Annotated in this window: 15 protein-coding genes; 7 read left to right on the top strand and 8 right to left on the bottom strand. The window is 71.1% G+C overall.

The features are described 5' to 3' along the window. Nucleotides 1–56: 56 nt before the first annotated feature. Entirely contained in the window at nucleotides 57–1,394 is a 1,338-nt protein-coding gene (locus ACGFX9_RS20550; protein ID WP_393473527.1) for a DUF6716 putative glycosyltransferase, read from the bottom strand. 198 nt (nucleotides 1,395–1,592) lie between these two features. Between ACGFX9_RS20550 and ACGFX9_RS20545 the strand changes: the two genes are divergently transcribed. From ACGFX9_RS20545 to ACGFX9_RS20535, 3 genes are read left to right on the top strand one after another with little or no spacing between them, the layout of a single operon-like run. Further along, the gene (locus ACGFX9_RS20545; protein ID WP_393473524.1) at nucleotides 1,593–2,570 is read left to right on the top strand and encodes a glycosyltransferase family 2 protein; all 978 of its coding nucleotides are present in this window, start codon (nucleotides 1,593–1,595) and stop codon (nucleotides 2,568–2,570) included. Beyond that, nucleotides 2,570–3,919 carry an alpha-2,8-polysialyltransferase family protein gene (locus tag ACGFX9_RS20540; protein ID WP_393473521.1) on the top strand — a complete coding sequence of 450 codons (1,350 nt, stop codon included), beginning with the start codon at nucleotides 2,570–2,572 and terminating at the stop codon, nucleotides 3,917–3,919. Before ACGFX9_RS20545 ends, ACGFX9_RS20540 begins: the two co-directional genes overlap by 1 nt. Continuing rightward, nucleotides 3,916–5,079: an acyltransferase family protein gene (locus ACGFX9_RS20535; RefSeq protein ID WP_393473518.1), complete on the top strand. Its 1,164-nt coding sequence runs from the start codon at nucleotides 3,916–3,918 to the stop codon at nucleotides 5,077–5,079. Before ACGFX9_RS20540 ends, ACGFX9_RS20535 begins: the two co-directional genes overlap by 4 nt. Here the strand turns inward: ACGFX9_RS20535 and ACGFX9_RS20530 are convergent. Beyond that, nucleotides 5,063–5,221, bottom strand: coding sequence for a hypothetical protein (locus ACGFX9_RS20530; RefSeq protein ID WP_393473515.1), 159 nt, complete (start codon nucleotides 5,219–5,221; stop codon nucleotides 5,063–5,065). The genes ACGFX9_RS20535 and ACGFX9_RS20530 overlap by 17 nt on opposite strands. Nucleotides 5,222–5,242: 21 nt before the next feature. After that, nucleotides 5,243–5,908 carry a TetR/AcrR family transcriptional regulator C-terminal domain-containing protein gene (locus ACGFX9_RS20525; RefSeq protein WP_393474005.1) on the bottom strand — a complete coding sequence of 222 codons (666 nt, stop codon included), beginning with the start codon at nucleotides 5,906–5,908 and terminating at the stop codon, nucleotides 5,243–5,245. Nucleotides 5,909–5,937: 29 nt separating this feature from the next. On the opposite strand from ACGFX9_RS20525, the gene ACGFX9_RS20520 reads away from it, so the two are divergent. Together ACGFX9_RS20520 and ACGFX9_RS20515 are read left to right on the top strand one after the other, a co-directional pair. After that, nucleotides 5,938–7,404 (top strand): FAD-dependent oxidoreductase, encoded by a 1,467-nt coding sequence (locus tag ACGFX9_RS20520; RefSeq protein ID WP_393473513.1) that lies wholly within the window; start codon nucleotides 5,938–5,940, stop codon nucleotides 7,402–7,404. Nucleotides 7,405–7,438: 34 nt separating this feature from the next. Further along, nucleotides 7,439–7,906, top strand: coding sequence for a MarR family winged helix-turn-helix transcriptional regulator (locus ACGFX9_RS20515; protein ID WP_393473510.1), 468 nt, complete (start codon nucleotides 7,439–7,441; stop codon nucleotides 7,904–7,906). Nucleotides 7,907–7,970: 64 nt separating this feature from the next. Here ACGFX9_RS20515 and ACGFX9_RS20510 read toward each other — a convergent pair whose 3' ends face one another. Beyond that, on the bottom strand, nucleotides 7,971–9,551 hold the full coding sequence (locus ACGFX9_RS20510; protein WP_393473507.1) for a methylmalonyl-CoA mutase: 1,581 nt from the start codon (nucleotides 9,549–9,551) through the stop codon (nucleotides 7,971–7,973). A gap of 123 nt (nucleotides 9,552–9,674) precedes the next feature. On the opposite strand from ACGFX9_RS20510, the gene ACGFX9_RS20505 reads away from it, so the two are divergent. Next, nucleotides 9,675–10,538 (top strand): L,D-transpeptidase family protein, encoded by an 864-nt coding sequence (locus ACGFX9_RS20505; RefSeq protein WP_393473504.1) that lies wholly within the window; start codon nucleotides 9,675–9,677, stop codon nucleotides 10,536–10,538. A gap of 198 nt (nucleotides 10,539–10,736) precedes the next feature. Here the strand turns inward: ACGFX9_RS20505 and ACGFX9_RS20500 are convergent, their stop codons facing one another. The 4 genes from ACGFX9_RS20500 to ACGFX9_RS20485 all read right to left on the bottom strand — a co-directional run bounded on the left by ACGFX9_RS20500 (nucleotide 10,737) and on the right by ACGFX9_RS20485 (nucleotide 14,846). Then, nucleotides 10,737–11,813 (bottom strand): hypothetical protein, encoded by a 1,077-nt coding sequence (locus ACGFX9_RS20500; protein WP_393473502.1) that lies wholly within the window; start codon nucleotides 11,811–11,813, stop codon nucleotides 10,737–10,739. Next, nucleotides 11,813–12,478 carry an RNA polymerase sigma factor gene (locus tag ACGFX9_RS20495; RefSeq protein WP_393473499.1) on the bottom strand — a complete coding sequence of 222 codons (666 nt, stop codon included), beginning with the start codon at nucleotides 12,476–12,478 and terminating at the stop codon, nucleotides 11,813–11,815. The genes ACGFX9_RS20500 and ACGFX9_RS20495 overlap by 1 nt, the downstream gene beginning before the upstream one ends. Before the next feature lie 832 nt (nucleotides 12,479–13,310). Beyond that, complete coding sequence (locus ACGFX9_RS20490; protein WP_393473496.1) at nucleotides 13,311–13,898, bottom strand: RNA polymerase sigma factor; 588 nt, start codon at nucleotides 13,896–13,898, stop codon at nucleotides 13,311–13,313. A gap of 90 nt (nucleotides 13,899–13,988) precedes the next feature. Continuing rightward, nucleotides 13,989–14,846 carry a hypothetical protein gene (locus tag ACGFX9_RS20485; protein WP_393473493.1) on the bottom strand — a complete coding sequence of 286 codons (858 nt, stop codon included), beginning with the start codon at nucleotides 14,844–14,846 and terminating at the stop codon, nucleotides 13,989–13,991. Between the two features lie 226 nt (nucleotides 14,847–15,072). Here ACGFX9_RS20485 and ACGFX9_RS20480 point away from each other — a divergent pair, with 226 nt between their 5' ends. Continuing rightward, nucleotides 15,073–17,823, top strand: coding sequence for an FG-GAP-like repeat-containing protein (locus tag ACGFX9_RS20480; RefSeq protein ID WP_393473490.1), 2,751 nt, complete (start codon nucleotides 15,073–15,075; stop codon nucleotides 17,821–17,823). The last annotated feature ends 122 nt before the right edge of the window (nucleotides 17,824–17,945 follow it).

Here is a 17,945-nt window from a genome sequence, read left to right as displayed (position 1 = left end):
GATCTCAGCTCGCCGACGGTTCACAGCTCGCCCGCGGTTCACAGCTCGCCCGCGGTTCACAGCTCGCCCATCCGCCGGATGACGGGGGCCACGCGCTGCACCCCGTGCCGGTAGGCGCCGCGTGCCGCGCTGCGGACGGCCTGGCGCACGGGCCCCGGCTCGCGGTCCGCGGCGGGTGCGCCGGGCAGCGGGGCGCCGTCCGGGCCGAGGTGGTGGCGGGCCAGGATGCCGGGAAGGTATCCGGGGGCGGTGGTGAGGCTGTAGTACGGGGCGATGGGCGGCAGTTGGCCTTGCGCGAGCAGGCTCGCGACGCGTTCACGTGCCGCGTCGAAGGCCGTCTCGTACGTCCCGTCGGGCGCGACGCCCTGCCGTACGACCCACTCCGGAGCGGCCTCGGGGCTGTGCCCCGCGTCGATCTCGTCCCAGGACGCCAGGCATCCGGAGCCGACGAAGTGGTGGTTGCCGAGCGCCTCGCGCACCCCGAGGTCGGTGAGGACCGCGGTGGGGATACGGCGGTGCAGGGATTCGAGCGCGGCGGTGGAGCTGACCGTGACGAGCAGATCGGTGCGGTCGAGGACCTCGCCCATGTTCCCGTACACGAGACGGCAGTTGGGCGGCAGGTCCTCGCCCTTGGCGAGCTTCTGGTAGGGCAGTTCCTCGATGTGCGTGGTGTGCTCGCCGGGCTTGCTGCGCAGCTTGATCAGGACCTCGCGGTCCGGGTGCATCCGTGCGTGCTGGACCATGCGGCGCAGGAGGTACGTGCGGTGGGCGCGGCTGTCCGGTACGGAGGGCTGCGCGGCGAAGACGACGGTGTAGGGGTCGTGCCGCTGGCCCTTTTCGAGATAGGCGGCCCCGCCGAGGAAGGGCAGCGCGCTCTCCACGACGCCCGAGGCGTCGGCGCCCACTCCCTCGTACACGGCGCGGAAACGCTCCGCGTCCTGGCGGGAGTTGGCGAGGACGACGTCCGCGCCGTGCCTCAGGAGCAGTCCGTCGGCGAGCTTCTCGTAGACGACGCCGACATAACCGGTGACGACGACGGGCCGTTCACCCGAGGCGCCCGCGATCCTGGCGAGCCCGTGCAGCACCGCCTGGACCGCGCCGCCCACCAGGGCGAGCACGATCACGTCGGGTGCTTCGCGCTCCACCTCGCGCAGGAACTCGACGGCCGTGACCTCGCGGAGGGAGTCCGCGCGCACACCGACCTCTTCGAGCTGGCGGACGGTGGGCGTGGCCCGTCCTCGGAGGAGGCGTCCGTCCAGGTGGAGGGGTGATCCCGGCTCGTCCATGGAGCCCTCACCGGCGAGGCGGCTCGCGGTGAGCGCACCCCATTTCCACCGGGTGTCGGAGTCGGCGAGCACGGTGATCCGTGTCGTCCCGCTGTTGCTTACTGGCACAGGAAGGACGCTAGGAAGGCATTGAGATTGGCGGCCCAACTCAGGTGCAACAAACGGTTAACAGCGCGCCGACGAATGGCGAATCAGCCCGGTAAACGGTCGGCCGGCAGGCCGGTTAACCATTCCGCCACGCTTCGTTCACCTGGCATCTCACCTTCGGCCAAGACGAATGCCGGGCCGACACCTAACGTCACCCACGTGGTTAAGCTCTCCGTCATCGTGCCGTTCTACAACGTGCAGCAATACGCGCCCGACACCTTGAAGAGTCTGCGAGCGAACGCGCGCGACGACTTCGAATTCATTCTCGTCGACGACTGTTCGAAGGACGAGACTCCAGAAATCCTGGAGCGTGCCGCGCGCGAGCTGCCCGGTGCCGTCCATCTCCGTCATGAGACGAACGGCGGTCTGGCGACCGCCCGCAACACAGGCCTTGACGCGGCACGCGGCGAGTACCTCACCTTCCTGGACGGTGACGACTGGCTCGCCCCCGGTTACTACGGCCAACTCGTCGCTGCCATCGAGGAGTTGGGCTGCGACTTTGTCCGTACCGACCATGTGCAGTGCACCGCGCGGGCCCGCACCATCCACCGTGTCCCGCACGGCAGACGCGGTGTCGTCATGGCCCCGCGTGACGTCATCCTGCCCGCCGACCGCTCGACGTCCGTCGACTACGCCTACGCCTGGGCGGGCATCTACCACCGGCGCCTCGCCGACCAGGGCCTGCTCCATTTCACGGACGGGCTTCGCACCGCGGAGGACCGGCCGTGGATCTGGCGCCTGCACCGCGAGGCCCAGTCCTTCGCCGCGGTGGGTCTGCTCGGCGTGTTCTACCGGCGCGGGGTCGCCTCGTCACTGACCCAGATCGGTGACGTACGACAGCTCGATTTCATCCGGGCATTCGACCAGGTGGTCCGGGAAACAGCCGAGGACCGCGACGCGGACAAACTCCTGCCGAAGGCAGTCCGTACTTACTGCGCGATCATTTCCCACCATCTGGGATCCATCGAAAGGTTCGAGCCACAAGTGGCGCGGAAATTGAAGTCACTGAGTGCGGCCGCCCTGAAGCGGATGCCGCAGGGCGTTCTCGACGACGCCCTCGACTCCATGGACATACAGCGGGCCACGCGCCTGCGCCGTCTGCGCCGGCGCCCGGTGTCGGCGGAGGTGGCCGCGTAATGGCGACGACGCAGATCTTCCTCGCGTCCACGCTGTACGGCACGGCGACGCTCGCCGCCGCGATCGACGCCGACTGCTTCGGCCCCGCCGACCGGCGGCTGCTCCTGGTCAGCAACAACGCGGCGACTCCGGAGACGACCGTCTCCGTGGACGAGATGCCGGGTTTCGCGTCTCTTCGCGACCGCTTCGACGACGTACGTTCCTGGAACGAGGCCATCTCCCCCTTCCACCCCGGGGGTTGGGCGCCCCGCGCGGACGACATCCCGATGTGGGAGCGGTACATCCGGCTCCTGTGGGACCTCGGTGACGACGACATCGAGCTGGCCGTCGAGTCCATCCAGGTCAACCCCGCGCTCGCGCTCGCGCAGATCTTCACGGGCGCGCCCGTGGACGTCTACGCGGACGGCCTGATGAGCTACGGCCCGACCCGCAACAAGATCGACCCGCTGGTCGGCACGCGGGTGCGCCGCCTCCTCCACCTGGACCTGGTGCCGGGCCTGACCCCGATGCTCCTGACCGAGTTCGGCGTCGAGCCTCAGATCGTGCCGACCGAGGCGTTCGTGAAGGTGCTCGACCGCCTCGCCGAAGGTGAGGACGAGCTGCCCGACCTGCACGAACCCGCCCTTCTCCTCGGCCAGTACCTCTCCGCCCTCGGCATCCTCACCGCCGAGGAAGAGGAAGAGCTGCACGTGCGCATGGTGCGCGGGGCCGCCGCGCTCGGCCACACCCGCGTGGTGTTCAAGCCGCACCCGACCGCGCCCGCCCGCTGGTCGCGCTTGTTGGAGAAGGAGGCCGTGGCGATCGGCGTCGAGCTGACCGTCCTCGAATCGCCGGTCCTCGCCGAGGTCCTGTACCAGCGGATGCGCCCCGCCCTGGTCATCGGCTGCTTCTCGACCGCGCTGCTCACCGCGTCCGCGCTGTACAACCTGCCGGTCGCCCGCACCGGCACGGAGACCCTCCTGGAGCGCCTCGCGCCCTACCAGAACAGCAACCGCGTCCCGGTGACGATCGTGGACGCGCTGCTGCCCGACCTCGCGGACAAGAGCGCGGTCACCGGACGACAGCCCGGCATGCCCACGGACGACCTGGGCGAGCTGCTCGTCGCCGTCGGCTTCGCGATGCAGCCGCAGATCTACCCGCGCCGGCGCGTGGCCGCCGAGCGGTATCTCTCGACGCACCTCACCCCGCACACCTGGCGCTACTTCAAACGGCGCCGCCTCACGGCACTCGCCCTGCCCGGAGCGCTGCCCTCGCAGCTCTCGTTCATCCCGCGCAACGCGGCCGTACGCCGGGTCGCGCGCCGTGCCCGCTCGGTCAAGCGCACCATCAAGCGGACCGCACTCGGATGACCACTCCCGGAACGACGCTCCCGAAGAACTCCCCGGGGCGAGACACGGCGGACGCCCTCGCGCGCACGATCCCTGCGCCCGCGGCCCCGGCGGTCGCCAGGCGTGCGCGACCACGGCTCCGAGCCCTTGACGGGCTGCGGCTCGTCGCGGCCCTGATGGTCGCGGCCTACCACTACGGCGGCCGTGACGGCGAGATCAGCGAGGCCTGGGGCAGTTCGCCGCAGGTCCAGTTCCCCACCGCGCACAACTGGTTCGCCTACGGCTGCCTCGGTGTGCAGATCTTCTTCGTCATCTCCGGCTTCGTGATCTGCATGAGCGGCTGGGGCCGTCCGCTGCGCGCGTTCTTCGCCTCACGCGCCTCGCGGCTCCTGCCCTCGTACTGGGCGGCGATCATCCTGGTGACCGCGGTCTTCGCGCTGCCCGTCGTCGCGTACGAGGCGGTCTCGCCGAGCGACGCCCTGGTGAACCTGACCATGCTCCAGCAACCGCTCGGCGTGGACCGGGTGCTCGGGGTCTGCTGGACGCTCTGGGCCGAGCTGCGCTTCTACGCCCTGTTCGCGCTCTGCGTCGTCATGCCGGGCGCCAACAGGGCCCGCGTGATCCTGTTCTGCGCGGTCTGGACCCTGGCCGCGGTGATCGCGGAGGGCGCGAACGAGCCGCTGCTCGACCTGGTCCTGATGCCCGAGTACGCGCCCTTCTTCATCGGCGGCATCGGCATCTACCTCGTCCACCGCGACCGCAAGGACCTCACGGCCTGGGGCATCGTGGGGGTGAGCTGGCTGATCGGCCAGCACTACGCCGTCTCGCGCCTGTGGCACGCGCCGAACCCGGACTTCTTCTCCTACCGCACGTCGTTCGGCATCATCGCCGTCGTGACGGCGGGCTTCGCGGCGGTCCTGCTGATCGCGCTGGGCGCCCTGCACCGCGTCGACTGGCGCTGGCTTTCGGTGGCGGGAGCGCTGACGTACCCGTTCTACCTGGTGCACGAGCACTTGGGCTGGGTTGCGGTGGGGGCGCTGCACCGGGGGCTCGGCCTCCCGTCGTACGCGACCTTCGGGCTGACCATCGCGGCGATGCTGCTGCTGGCCTGGCTCCTGAACCGGTTCGTGGAGGAGCGGTTCACGCCGCTCATCCGCGGCGGGCTCATGACCCGGAAGTGACTCCGTCCGTCGCGGTGTCGGCCGGGCGGTCCGCCGCCACCGCGCGGGCCACGTCCATGGCCTCGCCCATGACGACCTCGGCCTCCCCTATGGCGTCCACAAGCTCCTGGACCAGCCGCTCCAACGTCTCGCCTTCGTTCATGGGGCAAGACTAGGCGCAGGATCAGGCGCCCGGCGTGGCCGGCATCGTCGCCCCGATCCCGGCGACCACCGCCGTGAGGCCCTTCTCGAACCCCGCGTCGTAGTCCCGGAACATCTCCTCGCCTGCCGCCGCCGCGAGCGGATACGCGGCCAGGCGCCGCGCGCGGGCCTCCAGGTCGTAACCGCCCTCCTCCTTCGCGGGGTCCGGGCCCATGGACTGCTCCTCGATCACGTATCCGATCGTGTAGCTGTACGCCGTGAGCCAGGCGCGGGCCGCGCCGTGCGGCGTGAAGCCCCCTTCGGTGAGCGTGCGCAGATGGGCCTCCATGGGGGCGGCGTACGACATGTCGGTGAAGCGCGTGCCGCTGTAGACCTTCGCGCCGTCGCGGTACATCAGCAGATGGCGCCGCAGGCCGCGCATGGCGGCGGTCAGTGCCGCCGACCAGTCGCCGCCCGGCACCGCGCCGGCCGTCAGCTCCTCGGTCATGCGGCGCAGCATCTCCGTCGCCATCTCGTCGAGCAGCGCCTGCTTGTCCTTGAAATGCCAGTACAGAGCGGGCGCCTTGACGTCCAGCTCCTTGGCGATGGCGCGCAGGGAGAGCCCGTCGAGGCCCGTCTCGTTCAGGAGCTTCAGGGCGGTGCGCGCCACGCGGGTGCGGTCCAGGGGTGTCGTAGCCACCTTGACAATTTAACACCGTTAAGCGCAGGCTTCCCACCATGGAACTTAACAGCGTTAAGGACGGATCCGTCATGGCTGCCGTGACCGACGTACTCATCGTGGGCGCCGGGCCCACCGGCCTGACCCTCGCCTGCGACCTCGCCCGGCGCGGGGTGCCCGCCCTGGTCGTGGAGCGGGCCGAAGCCCTCTTCCCCGGCTCACGCGGCAAGGGAATCCAGCCCCGCACCCAGGAGGTCTTCGACGACCTCGGGATCATCGACGCGGCCGAGGCGGCGGGCGGCCCTTACCCGGTCGGCATGGTCTGGCAGGACGGCGAGCAGCAGGGCGAGCACCGGATGTTCGACGTGAAGGAGCCGACGGAGGACTCTCCGTACGACCGGCCACTGATGCTCCCGCAGTGGCGCACGCAGGAGATCCTGTACGCCCGCCTGCTCGAACTCGGCGGCCGTGACATCGAGTTCGGCGCCGCGCTGACCGGCCTCGCGCAGGACGAGGAGGGCGTCACCGCCCACCTCGCGGACGGCCGCACCGTCCGCGCCGCCTACGCCGTGGCGGCCGACGGGGGCCGTTCCGCCGTGCGCGCGGCGCTCGGCATCGGCATGACGGGCGAGACCGTGGACCCGCACCCGGTCCTGGTCGCCGACGTCCGCATCCCCACCCTTGACCGCGACAACTGGCACATGTTCCCGCCCACCGAGGACGGCGGAGGCTATCTGGCGATCTGCCCGCTGCCGGGTACGCCGGACTTCCAGCTGACGGCGCAGTTCACGGACGGGACCGAACCCGACACCTCACTCGAAGGCGTACGCAAGGTCGTCGCCGCCCGTACGCATCTCACCGCCGACGAGGTGACCGAGGTGCGCTGGGCCTCCGACTTCAGGCCGCGCGCGGCGATCGCGGACCGGTTCCGCGAGGGGCGCGTGTTCCTGGCCGGGGACGCGGCGCACGTGCACTCACCGGCAGGCGGGCAGGGCCTGAACACCAGCGTGCAGGACGCTTACAACCTGGGCTGGAAGCTGGGCGCGGTGCTGCGCGGCGGCGCTCCCGCGGCCCTCCTCGACACCTACGAGGCCGAGCGGCTGCCCGTCGCCGCCCAGATGCTCGGCCTGTCCACCCGCATCCACCGGGGCGAGGAACGGCGCGGCGGCGCCACGAGCCAGCTGGGCCTCGGCTACCGCGACAGCTCGCTGGCGGTGGAGACCCGCACCGGCCTCCCGGACGACGCACTGCGGGCGGGCGACCGCGCGCCGGACGGGCCGTGCGGCACGGGAAAGCTCTTCGACGCGTTCAGGGGCCCGCACTTCACGCTCCTGACAGTGGGCGCGCCGCCCGAACTCCCACCGCTGGACGCGGACTTGGTGCACGTACACCACATCGACTCCTACGCTCCCTACGGCGATGGCGTCTTCCTCGTCCGCCCTGACGGGTACATCGGCTGGGCGGGGGTGGACGCGACGGTGACGGGCCTGACGGACTACTTCAGGCTCACCCTCGAACTGCGTTGACCTCAACTCGACTTGAGGTCCTACGTTTTCGGGCATGGACACTTTCACGTACTCCCACAGCGACGAAGACCTCCCCGACCAGCCCATCGGATACTGGGCATCGGCCGCGGGCTCGGCCGTCGTCCACCACATCCGCACCACGCTCGCCGAGCTCGGCGTCACCCAGCCCCAGTGGTGGATCCTGAGCCAGCTCGTGGCCGGGGACGAGGGCCGTGACCGCGCGGCCGTGCTCGCCACCCTGCGCGGCTACCTCGGTGTCGGCGACGGCCCGCTGAACCACGACATCAACGCCCTGCGGGAGCGCCGCCTGCTCGCGGAGGACGCCGGTGGCCGCCTTCGCGTCACGGACGCGGGCCGCGCGCTCCAGGCCGAGATCAGCGCACGGCAGCACAAGCTCCGCGCGCAGATCCACGAGGGCGTCACGGAGGAGGAGTACATCCAGACCCTCAAGGTCCTACAGCGCATGATCCACAACGTGGGCGGGGCGGCCTGGCACGAGTGAGCGCGGGCGGCCGGGCGGCCTGGCGCGGGTGAGCACGGGGCGGCCGGGCTGCCTGGCGCGGGGCTCAGAACACGTCCGACGGCACATACGCCCCCCACACCTCCCGCAACGCGTCGCACACTTCGCCGACCGTCGCCCGCGCCCGCAGCGCGTCCTTCATCGGGTAGAGGACGTTGGCGTCCCCCTTCGCCGCCGCACGGAGCGCGGTGAGCGCCGCGTCCACCGCCGCCCGGTCGCGCTCCGACCGCAGCTTCGCGAGCCGGGCCGCCTGCTGGGCCTCGATGGCGGGGTCGACGCGGAGCGGCTCGTAAGGCTCCTCCGCGTCGATCTTGAAGCGGTTGACGCCGACCACGACGCGTTCGCCGGAGTCGGTCTCCTGGGCGATGCGGTAGGCGCTGCGCTCGATCTCGTTCTTCTGGAAGCCGTTCTCGATGGCGGCCACGGCGCCGCCCAAGTCCTCGACGCGCTCCATGAGTTCGAGAATCGCCGTCTCGATGTCGTCCGTCATCTTCTCGATGACGTACGACCCGGCGAACGGGTCGACCGTGGCCGTCACGTCCGTCTCGTACGCGAGGACCTGCTGCGTGCGCAGCGCGAGGCGCGCGGACTTGTCGGTGGGCAGCGCGATCGCCTCGTCGAAGGAGTTCGTGTGCAGGGACTGGGTGCCGCCAAGGACCGCGCCAAGGCCCTGGACCGCGACCCGGACCAGGTTCACCTCGGGCTGCTGGGCGGTCAGCTGCACCCCGGCCGTCTGCGTGTGGAAGCGCAGCATCAGCGACTTCGGGTTCCGCGCGCCGAACTCCTCCCGCATCACACGGGCCCAAATCCTGCGCGCGGCACGGAACTTGGCGACTTCCTCCAGGAACGTCGTACGCGCCACGAAGAAGAAGGACAGACGCGGCCCGAAGTCGTCCACGTCCATGCCGGCCGCGACCGCCGTACGGACGTACTCGATGCCGTCCGCCAGGGTGAAGGCGATCTCCTGCGCGGGCGTCGCACCCGCCTCGGCCATGTGATAGCCGGAGATGGAGATGGTGTTCCACTTCGGCATCTCGGCCCGGCAGTACTTGAAGATGTCCGCGATCAGACGCAGCGACGGCTTGGGCGGGAAGATGTACGTGCCGCGCGCGATGTACTCCTTCAGTACGTCGTTCTGGATCGTGCCGGTCAGTTCACCGGCGTCAACTCCCTGTTCCTCGCCGACCAGTTGGTACATCAGGAGCAGCAGGGCGGCGGGCGCGTTGATCGTCATCGACGTCGAGACCTTGTCCAGCGGGATGCCGCCGAACAGCACCCGCATGTCGTCGACGGAGTCGATGGCGACCCCCACCTTGCCGACCTCGCCGTGCGCGAGGGGCGCGTCGCTGTCGTGGCCCATCTGGGTGGGCAGGTCGAAGGCGACCGAGAGGCCCGCCGTGCCGTGGGCGATCAGCTGCTTGTAGCGGGCGTTGGACTCGACGGCGGTGCCGAAGCCCGCGTACTGGCGCATCGTCCAGGGACGGCCGGTATACATCGAGGGGTAGACGCCGCGCGTGTAGGGATAGCCGCCGGGGTCGCCGAGGCGCGTCGCGGGATCCCATCCCTCCAGGTCATGGGGCCCGTACACGGGCTCGAAGGGAAATCCGGACTCCGACTCACGCGTCATCGCTCTGCGCCTCCTGCCAGTGATCCTTCGGCCGGTACTGGGTACTAGCGGTTACCCACCAGCATGCGGCAACGTTCAAGGGTGGTCACTCACGGGGAACATTCCCGGTGGGTGTGTCGAGCGATGGCGGGGGTCGTTGTGCACAAGGGTGCGATAGCCGTGGGGGCCGTGGTCGCGGTCGTCCTGGTCGGCGGATGCAAGGCACAGGCCACCGACGCGGACGGGAAGACGCGACCGGTGCGGATCTCTCCCACGAAGACGGATACGAAGACGACGCCGGGCGCCGACACGGGGTCCGGGAAGCCGGAGAAGCCCTCGCCTGCAACGCCGGCGCCCGCGACGCCGGCGCCCGCCCCCAAGACCCTGATCGCCCAGGGCCGGAGCGGCGGCGAGGTGCGGGAGTTGCAGGCCAGGCTGCGGCAGATCAGCTGGTTCTTCGCGGATCCCACAGGTTCGTACGGCTCCGCCACAGTCAACGCGGTCAAGGGGTTCCAGGGCAAGCGCGGGCTGCCACGTACGGGCACGACGGACACCGTGACCTGGCAGAAGCTGGTCGGCATGACGCGCGAGCCGACGAAGTACGAGCTCTACTCCGGGGGCGGCATCCCCGCGTCGAAGCCCGACAAGCGCTGTATGACGGGCCGCGTCCTGTGCATCAGCAAGGAAAGCCGCACGCTGACCTGGATGATCGACGGCCACACCGTCTCGACGATGGACGTGCGCTTCGGCTCGCAGTACACGCCGACGCGCGACGGCACGTTCACCGTGTACTGGAAGTCCCGGCACCACGTCTCGACGCTGTTCCACACCGCCATGCCGTACGCGATGTTCTTCAGTGGCGGTCAGGCGGTGCACTACTCGTCCGACTTCGCGGCGACCGGCTACAACGGAGCCTCGCACGGCTGTGTGAACGTACGGGACAAGAAGAAGATCGCGAGCCTGTTCGCGCAGGTGAGGAACGGCGACAAGGTAGTGGTCTACAAGTGATTAATCAGCGTGGGCGGGATCGGGGGAACGTCTCCCGCCCACGCTGGTGGCACGGAGCCGAAGGTACGGGGGGAACCCCCGGCTCGTGCGCGGGCCGATGACCAGTCGGCTCACTTCTTACTGCGTCACTGCTCCGAAAAACGTCACACCCGGGGCGGGCGGTGCGTTCGGGCAGGTCAGGAGAGGTATCGGCAGAGGTCAGGAGCCGTTGCCGGGCAGCACGGGCCGGGCGCTGTACGAGGCCGTGGCCGTGGGGGCGGGTGCCGTCTGCGGGACCGTGGGGTAGCCGACCGGCGGGGCGGGGTCGGCGCCGCCGTTGCCTTCGTGGTCGTTGCCGCCGTCGTCGCCCTTGTCGTCGCCCTTGTCGTCGCCCTTGCCGCCGTCGTCGCTGCCGCCACTGCCACCGGTGCCGCCGTCGCCGCCGCCGGTGTGCTCGCGGTCACTGCCCGATCCGTCCAGGACGCGACCGCAGAACTCGGTCACCCGCTGCGGTCCCTTGGCGGCCTCTTCCAGGCGGCGCCTCTTGTCGCCCTGGAGGTCTCCGCTGCGGTAGTCGCGGCAGGCGGAGACCACCTTGCGGTACCAGTTCTTGGCCTCGTCCTCGCGCCCCGAACTGCCGGAGCCGGGCTGCTTGGTGCTGCCGCCCGCGGTGTCCCTGGACGTGGAACCGGAGCCCTCGGTGCCCTGCGGCGGCGCGCTGCCGCCCGGCTCGCGCGAGGACTCCTCCGGGGTGGTGGTCACGTCGTCGGGCTCCACCTCCGGGGCGTCGCTTCCGCCGCCGGAGGGGGACGCGAGGGGCTCGGGTGAGGTGACGGGCGATGCGGATACCGCGGGGCCCGGCCTGTCCCGGTCGCCGAACGGCGAGGGCAGCACGCCGGTGCTTGCCGCGACGGCGACGCCGCCGATCATGCAGCCCGCGAGCACCGCGGCGAGGCCGTAGCGCATGGGGCGGGCCCAGCGGGCGGGGCGGGCGGGCTCGGCCTTGCGCCCGATGCGTACCGTTTCGCCCGCTCCCACGCGCGTAGAAGCGGGCCGTGCGGCAGGGCCACGGGCCTCCCGGAACGCCGCGAGGGCGGCCGCCTCACCAGGGAGTTCAGCCGAAATATCGTCGGGTACGACGGAGCCGGCGCGGTCGTCCGCGGTCAGCGCGGCCAGGGCCTTCGCCAACTGCGCGGCCTGTTCACGCGCGTGATGGTCCGTGCCGTCGATGGGCTCACCGCTCAGCAAACGCTCCGCCGCGTCGCGGTCCAGCCATCTGTAGTCCTCGTCGGCCATCACATGTCCTTCTGCGCCCGGACACGAGAATCCGTCACACCGGCGGGGGTCACCGCGCGCCCGCGCGGCTCCCTCTGGGGCGGAACGGCGTCCAGCGCTCCCTCGCTCGGCGGGCCCTCCGCGCCGAGCAGTTCCGCGAGCCGTTTCAGGCCGCGGTGCGCGGCGGTGCGGACCGCGCCGGGGCGCTTGCCGAGGGTCTGGGCGGCGCTCTTGGCGTCGAGTCCGACGACGACACGCAGGACGACCGCTTCCGCCTGGTCCTGCGGGAGCTGGGCTATCAGGGCGAGGGCGTCACCGGTGGCCAGGGCCTCCATCGCCTCGTCCGCGGTGTCCGCGTCGCCCGGCTTTCCGGTCAGCTCGCTCTCGTCGCCGCCTATCGCCGGGCGGCGGCCCCGCATGCGTATGTGGTCGAGTGCGCGGTTGCGCGCTATGCGTGCGGCCCAGCCGCGGAAACGGTCCGCGTCGCCGCTGAACCGGTCGAGGTCCCGGGCTATCTGCAGCCAGGCCTCGGACGTGACGTCCTCCGCGTCCGGGTCCGCGACCAGCGTGCGTACGTAGCCGAGCAGCCGCGGGTGCACGGCGCGGTACACAGTCCGGAACGCGGCCTCGTCCCCGTCCTGCGCCGCAAGCACCGCGGCGGTCAGTTCCGCGTCGTCCCCCAGCACAACTTCTCCCTATGCGCCTACACCGGCTGCGGTCCTGCCCCCGCACCCTGGCGCGAGTGAGCACGGTACGGGCTGAAGTGGGCCCACGTCCATGTTTGGTACAACGCGCAACTAGCGGGTGACAGAACGCGGTGTGACAGAAAACGCACCCACGGCGCTGAAGGGAGTACGGGCCGTCCGCGGTCCGTGCCGTGTGACGGCCGGGGTCTCTCCTGTGGGGGGTGGCGACCCCGGCCGCTCACCTTGGCGGGGCCCAGCCGGTGTCGTCCCCCGGGGCCTGGCTCCACTCTCCGAGGCTTCGGCTCTTCTTTCTTCCTGCGGGCACGTTGTGGCTGGCCGCGCAGTTCCCCGCGCCCCTGGGGGGTGCTTCCTCGCTTGTGACTTCGCTGACGGTGCGTTGTGGCTGATCGCGCAGCTCCTCGCGCCCCTTCGGGGGCGCCCCGTCAGGGGCGCGGGGAACTGCGCGCGCAACCACGACGCACCGTGCAGGCAAAAGACGACGCGAGCCGCCCCTAAAGGGGCGCGGGGAACTGCGCGATCAGCCACGACGCGCCCGCGGTGAAACAACGACGTGTGCCGCCCCTCAGGGGCGCGGGGAACTGCGCGGCCAGCCACGACGCGCCCGCGGTTGAAAAGCGACGTAGGCCCCCTCACCCACCCCCCGGGCGCCAGTCATCGGCAGGACGCGTCGGCGGAGGATCCAGCCTCGCCCCCCGCGCAGAGCGGAACGCCGCTAGCGCCCTCCGCTGGGCCTCAGGGTCGACCCCACCGCCCCGCACCGCCTCCGCAAGGATCTCCGCCAGAGGCAAGGAGGAACCCGCCCCCGGGCCCCTCATCCCGGCGCCCCCAGCTGCCGCGCCAACCGCCTGAGCCCCCGATACGCCGCCATCCGCACCGCCCCGGGCCTCTTGCCCAGGACCCGCGCCGCGGCAGGGGCGTCAAGGCCCACCACCACCCGCAACAGCACCGCCTCCGCCTGATCCCGCGGCAACCCGGCGATCAGGTCGAGCGCGGCCTCCGTGGAGATCGTCTCCAGCGCCTGCGCGGACGTACTGAGCGGCCCCGGAATCTCCAGCATGTCCTGGTCGAACGCGGACGGCCGCGGCCTCACCTTCTGGCGCCGCAGATGATCCAGCGCCCGGTGCCGCGCGATCGTCGCCGTCCAGCCGCGGAAGCCCGCCCCGTCCCCCCGGAACCGCCCCAGATCCCGGGCGATCTCCAGCCAGGCCTCGGCCGCGATGTCCTCGGCGGTCTCACCGTCGTGGCCGACCAGGCCCCGCAGATAGCCGACGAGCCCGGGCTGCACCAGGCGGTAGGCGACCGCGAAGGCAGCCTCGTCGCCCTCCTGCGCCCGCTCGACCGCCGCGCCCAGCTCCTCGTCCCGCGCTCCCGCGCGACGGGGTTCCCCTCCTCGGCCCACGCTTTCCCATCCGTACACGCGTGGCACAGCTCACCGTGTCCGTGCCCCCACGCTGAGCAGCGCCGGGCCGCACAGAAATGTCACAGGCCCTCAGACCTCGAACAGCGAGCCGCCCCCGGTCCACATCCCGAGCGCCACGAGGTCGAGAACCAGGGCCGGGTCGGGGGCGCGCGCGGTGACCGGCTTGTCGTAGTCGGACATCCGCATCTCCATGAGCTCGTCGCCCCGCTGCTGCGTCATGCCGACGAGATACGGCTTGTCCCCCGCCGCCAGGTAGGCCGTCATCTCCTGACCGCCGTCCGTCGCGGCGAGCGGCGTGACCCGCTGCCCGTGCCACCGCCTCTCGGGAAGGGCCCGCGCGTCACCGCCTATGCCCGCTTCCGGACCCGAGTCGGCGGCCAACTGCTTGAGCATCGCGTCGAGGTCGCACATCTTCGTCAGGGCCTCCGTGCCCGCGGCCGGGCGCCCGTTCTCCTTGGGCACCTTCATGTACTTGCCGCGCGCGAGTGCCGTCCGCTCCCTGGCCCTGGCCGCGACCTGCGGGCCCCGCGCCACGGCGGCGTCGCGGATCGCGTCGAGCGAGTCCTCCGAGAAGCGGAAGTAGACCTCCCCGCCGCTGACCATGACCAGGTCGCCCTTCTTCATGGGCCCGGCGTCGAAGGTTCCCGTGCAGTTGCTCCGCCGGTCCATGTGCACGGAGATCTCCTGGTGCCCCTTGGGCGAGGTCATCTCGACCCCGATACGCACCGATTCGGCGTCCTGGAGCAACTCCATGGCCTCCCGGGAGAGCCGATCGCCCCGCTCCTCGGCGGCGGGCTTCACCGGTGTCGCCGGCGTCCGCTGGACCAGCCCCTCGTACACCTTCCCCTGCGTACCGCAGGACGCCAGCGCCCCCATCACGAGACAGCAGGCGACGCCCCGTATCCACCGGCGTCTCTTGCCGACCACAGAGGCCACCGAACCCACCGAACGCACTGAAACCACTGAAACCACAGCCCCCACCCATGCCCCTCGCTCACACCTGTCACGTGGTCCAGCGCACCGCTCTCCCCAGGTGTCACACCTAAAAAGTGCGGCATACGTCACGCGACATTCCGCCCGCGCCTGTACAACCCTTTGGTGCGTCGGGTAGTCGTACGAACTCGTTTTGGTCAACCGGTAATTCGGCTAAGGGGTGGGGCATTTGAGCCCGCGTAAACCGCGCGAATCAGCGCGTAACGCGCATGCGTACAGGCCGCTGAGTCTCAAGCGCAGGGCGTGGCTGACGATCGGCGCCGTCGTACTGGGGGGCGCGGGGGCCGTCACGTACGCGATGGCGGACACCACGTCCGCCGTACCGACGGACGACGCCTCCCGGGACAAGCGCCCGGTGAGCGTGCACGACATAGCGCTCAAGGCCGACGGCGCCGAGCAGCGGGAGCTGCCGCGCACGTCGACCGAGCAGTTCTCGCTGCTCGGCGTCTCGTGGACCGGCGTCACGAAGGAACTCGACGGCACGGCGCAGGTGCGTACGCGCTCCATCGAGAGCGACAAGTGGACCGGCTGGCAGAACCTGGACCTGGAGCTGCACCTGCCGGAGAAGGTGGAAGCGGGCATGCGCGCCGCCTCCGAGCCGCTGTGGGTGGGCCCGTCTGACGGCGTCGAGGTCCGCGTGGTCGCGGCGGACGGCACGGCGAGTGCCGAGCTGCCCAAGGGACTTGAGGTCAACCTCGTGGACCCGGGCGTGACCTCCAAGGAGGCGAAGAACCCGGCGCTCGACGGTTCGGCGATGGCGCCCGTGGCGTTCGCCGAGGACGAGACGGTGCCGCCGACTCCAGGCGAGCCGGAGCCGAGCACCCCGGCGTCACCCTCACCATCGGAGGCGCCGACAGAGGCCCCCGCCCCCACGGACACCGGCTCCGAGCCACCCACGTCCCCCGCCCCTTCGGGCTCTCCCACCGCCGACCCGGAGCCCACGGTTCCGGCGGCTCCGCCGTCCACCGTCACCAAGCCGCCCATGATCAGCCGGGCCGGCTGGGGCGCTGACGAGTCCCTCGTCGAGGACCCGCCGGAGTACATCGAGAAGGTCAAGGCGGTCTTCGTCCACCACACGGTCGGCACGAACGACTACAGCTGCGCCCAGTCGGCGTCCCTGGTCCGCGGCATCATGACGTACCACGTGGAGACCGAGGGCTGGAACGACCTCGGCTACAACTTCCTCGTGGACAAGTGCGGCCAGGTCTTCGAGGGCCGCGGCGGCGGCACCGACCTGCCGGTGCGCGGCGCGCACACGTACGGCTTCAACGGCGAGTCCGCGGGCATCGCGGTCCTCGGCGACTTCGAGGGCGACCCGGCCACGAACAAGCCCGCGGGCAAGCCGACCCGCGCCGCCCTGGAGTCGGTCGCGCGCGTCGCGGCCTGGAAACTCGGCCAGTACGAAGGCGACCCCACCGGCAAGGTCACGCTGACCGCGGCCGACGACACCGGCGTCTGGAAGAAGGGCGACACCCCGTCGCTCAACACGGTCTCGGGCCACCGCGACGGCTTCGCGACCGCCTGCCCCGGCAAGAACCTGTACGCCAAGCTCCCCGAGATCCGCCGGTACGCGGCGAGCGCGGGCCGCAACTCCGCGCTCCCGACCGCCGACTTCAACCGTGACGGCATCACGGACCTGGTGGCGGGCACGCCCAAGGCATCGGGTGGCGTAGGGGCGCTGACGGTCCTCCCCGGTGGCCTCGACGGCCCGGTGAGCGCGACGAAGAAGACCCTGACCCAGTCGAGCCCCGGCGTCCCCGGCGCCTCGGAAGCGGGCGACAACTGGGCCGCGGCCACGGCCTGGGGCGACATCAACGGCGACGGATACGCGGACCTGGTGATCGGCGCCCCCGGCGAGGACGACGCGACGAACAAGGACCGTGGCGCCGTCACGATGCTCTACGGCCCGGACTTCACCTCGGGCACGGACATGCAGCTCGCGGACGACTTCCACTACCCCGGCGCCAAGTTCGGCTCCGCGGTGGCGGTCGGCGACTTCAACGCGGACGGCAAGGCGGACGTCTTCGCGGCGTCCACCGGCACCGGCGGCACCTGGGCGGCGCGCTTCAAGGCGGGCAACGAGGTGGGCGGCACCCTGACGTCTGGCGACACGGCCATCTCGTACGCCGACGCCGCATCCGGCGACTTCAACCGTGACGGCTACGCGGACGTGGCCCTCAACTACCGCGACCAGGCCGGACTCGGCAAGGTCCAGTGGTTCAAGGGCACCAAGTCGGGCCTGAGCAGGGTCGGTTCGCTGAGCGTCAAGGGCGGCCGTTCGCTCGCCGTGGGCGACGTGAACGGCAACGGCTACGACGACCTGGTCATCGGCCAGCCGTACACGGCCGAGTCCGGGGCCTTCGCGGGCGGCCAGGTGACCGTGGTCCCCGGCACGTCGACGGGCTTCACGACGACCGGCATGAAGACGGTCCACCAGGACACGAGCGGCGTCCCGGGCGCCGCCGAGTCGGGCGACGCGATGGGCTGGTCCGTCTCGGCGGGCGACTTCGACCTGGACGGTTACGCGGACGTCCTCACGGGCGCCCCGAACGAGGACATCACGCGGGACGGCGCGGCCAAGAAGGACGCGGGCACCTCGCTGCTCCTGAAGGGCTCGTCCTCGGGCCTGACCGGCACCGGCGCCCAGGCGTTCTCCCAGGACACCACGGGCATCAGCGGCTCCACGGAGTCCGCCGACCGCCTCGGCTCCTCGGTCGCGCTCGCGGACCTGTCGGGCTTCGGCCGCGCCGACCTCGCCATCGGCGTGGACGGCGAGGACGCGGGCAACGGCACGATCCTCCAGCTGGACAGCGGCGCTTCCGGCGTCTCGACGTCGGGCGCCGTGTACTACGGGCGTACGCAGCTGGGCACTCCGGAGGCGGCCCACTTGGGCGAGACGCTGACGCCGTAGGCACTGGCGCACGCATTCTCGTACGGAGATGGGGGCGGGGGGGGGGGGGGGCCCCCCCCCCCCCCGCGGGCCGGGGGGGGGCGGCCCCCGGCGCCCCCCAACCGCGCCCCCAACCCAAAAAT

Origin of the sequence: Streptomyces sp. NPDC048436, assembly GCF_043200355.1 — a bacterium.
In the GTDB taxonomy this organism is placed as follows: domain Bacteria; phylum Actinomycetota; class Actinomycetes; order Streptomycetales; family Streptomycetaceae; genus Streptomyces.
This window is presented reverse-complemented; position numbering and strand designations above follow the sequence as displayed.